Origin of the sequence: uncultured Campylobacter sp. (assembly GCF_937890585.1) — a bacterium.
In the GTDB taxonomy this organism is placed as follows: domain Bacteria; phylum Campylobacterota; class Campylobacteria; order Campylobacterales; family Campylobacteraceae; genus Campylobacter_A.
This window is the reverse complement of record NZ_CALACG010000336.1, coordinates 1-2,283: the sequence shown is the minus strand read 5'-3', so window position 1 is coordinate 2,283 and position 2,283 is coordinate 1. Positions and strand designations below refer to the sequence as shown.

Genomic DNA, 2,283 nt, shown 5'->3' with positions numbered 1-2,283 from the left:
AATTCATTCATTATTTTAACTGCTGAAGCCTCTCGCGTTTTGAGCCTATCTGAGTGATCTGTATGCCAAAGTTGCCATCTATTATGACCACTTCGCCAAGTGCGATCACCTTATCTCCTATCAAAATTTCAAGCGGGTCGTTTGCGAGTTGATTTAGCTCGATGACTGAGCCTATATCCATAGTGAGCACATCTTTTAAGAGCATCCTTTTTGAGCCGATACGAACGCGCATTGGTAGCCTTACGTCCATGATAAGGCCGATATTTCTCATCTCTTCAGCGCTAAAGTCGCTCTTAGCGTTGTGAGCTGGTGCTTGCGCTGCTGGTGCTTCAACCTTTGCTGGCTCGAAAAATCTCATAAGTGCGTGGTCGCAGACAAAGGCCATGTGCTCGTTTAGATCTTCGATCTTTACATTAAATAAAAATAGTTTTTCAAAAACGCTAAAATCAAGTGATGAATTTTCGTCTAAGAAATTTACATTTACCACTTCAAAGCTGATCTTTGGCATGCCTTTTTGTGCTCCAAGAGAGGTGCTAAAGGCGCTAAAAAGGTTTGAAAATATCTCTTTTGCAGCGTCAAGCTCGTCGCTTCCGAGGTTTTCATTACGTGAAATTTCCTCCTCACCCATCATCCACTCGCTAACCGCACTTATGAGCACCGGCGTACAAGCGATCTCGGCTTTAGCATTGAGCTCGCCGCTTAAGATCACGCTAGCCATGACCACTGGCGGCTTTATGCCATTTTGTGCTGGCGCGTCAAATTCATTTCTCTCGCCGATCTCTGGCACTCTACCAGTTAGCCCTTCAATAGTCGCTTTTAGCTCATTTGAAAAGATATTAAAAAACTCATTCGTCATTATCTTCGCTCTCTTCTTCGTTTAAATTTTCATTTGCTTCGTATGCCATCAGCTTGGCTTTTCGCTCTTCTTCGTATCTCTCTAGGATGTGCTTGATCTCGTCTTTATCAGAGCGTATTAACTGCTCGATCTTGATAGACTTTCTAAATCTATGAAGTCCAACCTCAGCTAAAAATACCTCTTTTTTATCGATACAAACGATCGCTTTATCGTCAGCACCTCTATCAAGCCTTAAGATATCGCCCTCTTTTAAATTTAAAAACTCATTTACGCTTACTATTGACTTTCCCAATATCGCTTCATAAAGCACCTCAGCACGGCCGATGAGCGTTTTTAGCTCTTTGTTTCTACTCTTTTTAGCGCTCGTTTCACCAAGCATGATGTCCCTGTTTGCAAGACGCGATAGGATAGGCTCTAGGTAGATGACTGGGTAGCATAAATTTATCATGCCGCTTGAGCCGCCAACGATGATCTCCATGACGACCATGATGACGATCTCGTTTTGAGATACGATCTGCACGACATTTGGACTGCTCTCTTTTGCCTCGACGTTTGGATACATATCAGTTATCATCGACCAGCTCTCTTTTAGACGCTGCATGATCATCCTAAGCACCGCATCGAGTAAATTTACCTCGATGTCAGTTAGCTCTCTGTTTGCCTCGAAATTTTCACCAGTTCCGCCAAGCAAGCGGTCTATCATAGGAAAAGCTATGCTTGGGTTTATCTCTAAAATGCAGTTTCCATCAAGTGGCTTTATCGAAAAGACGTTAAAGCTAGTTGGACTTGGCAAGCTCATCAAAAACTCGCCGTATGTCATCTGATCGACGCTGTGAAGCCTAAGCTCGACGATACTTCTCATAACGCTTGAAATTTGACTAGCTAAATTTCTAGCAAGCTTGTCGTGGATACCTTTTATCGCACGGAGCTGCTCTTTACTGACGCGGTTTGGGCGCTTGAAGTCATAGATAATGATCTGCTTTTGCTCGCCTTGTGGGCTCTCTTCTATCTCGATATTGCTCGTATCGCCGTCTTCATCGACGACTTCAAGTAGCGCATCTATCTCTTCTTGACTTAAAATGTCCGCCATTATTTACCCTCAAGCTTTTTTCTTATTTTTTCCATCAAGCGCTTATGTATCTGCGAGATCCTACTCTCGGTAATCTGCAAAATTTCGCTGATCTCCTTTAAGCTCAGCTCTTCGTAATAATAAAGCTGTACGATGAGCTGATCGCGCTCCTCAAATTCGTTTAAAATTTGAGTTATCTTTTCTATCAAATCCTCTTTTTCGACCCGTTCTAGCGTATTCTCCTCGCTCATTAGCTCCATTTGATCGTCGATGTTTAAGACGGCGACGACGGCGCTCACGTTCCTTGCTTCGCTTACTTTTTCTACGTCGATACCTAGCTTTTCTGCGATATATACAT

The 2,283-nt window shown here is 43.1% G+C and carries 3 protein-coding genes; all 3 read right to left on the bottom strand.

Features of this window, described 5'->3' with window-relative positions; translation table 11 throughout:
- Positions 1-10: 10 nt before the first annotated feature.
- The gene (fliY, locus tag Q0296_RS10125) at positions 11-856 is read right to left on the bottom strand and encodes a flagellar motor switch protein FliY (RefSeq protein WP_298040213.1); all 846 of its coding nucleotides are present in this window, start codon (positions 854-856) and stop codon (positions 11-13) included.
- On the bottom strand, positions 846-1,946 hold the full coding sequence (gene fliM / locus Q0296_RS10120; protein ID WP_298040211.1) for a flagellar motor switch protein FliM: 1,101 nt from the start codon (positions 1,944-1,946) through the stop codon (positions 846-848). The genes fliY and fliM overlap by 11 nt, the downstream gene beginning before the upstream one ends.
- A partial coding sequence (locus tag Q0296_RS10115; protein ID WP_298040209.1) for a sigma-70 family RNA polymerase sigma factor occupies positions 1,946-2,283 on the bottom strand: 338 nt, incomplete at its 5' end. The genes Q0296_RS10115 and fliM, both read right to left, overlap by 1 nt.

Excerpts from the sequence above, each read along its gene's own strand:
- fliY (WP_298040213.1), bottom strand. The coding sequence starts at position 856 with ATGACGAATGAGTTTTTTAATATCTTTTCAAATGAGCTAAAAGCGACT.
- fliM (WP_298040211.1), bottom strand. The coding sequence starts at position 1,946 with ATGGCGGACATTTTAAGTCAAGAAGAGATAGATGCGCTACTTGAAGTC.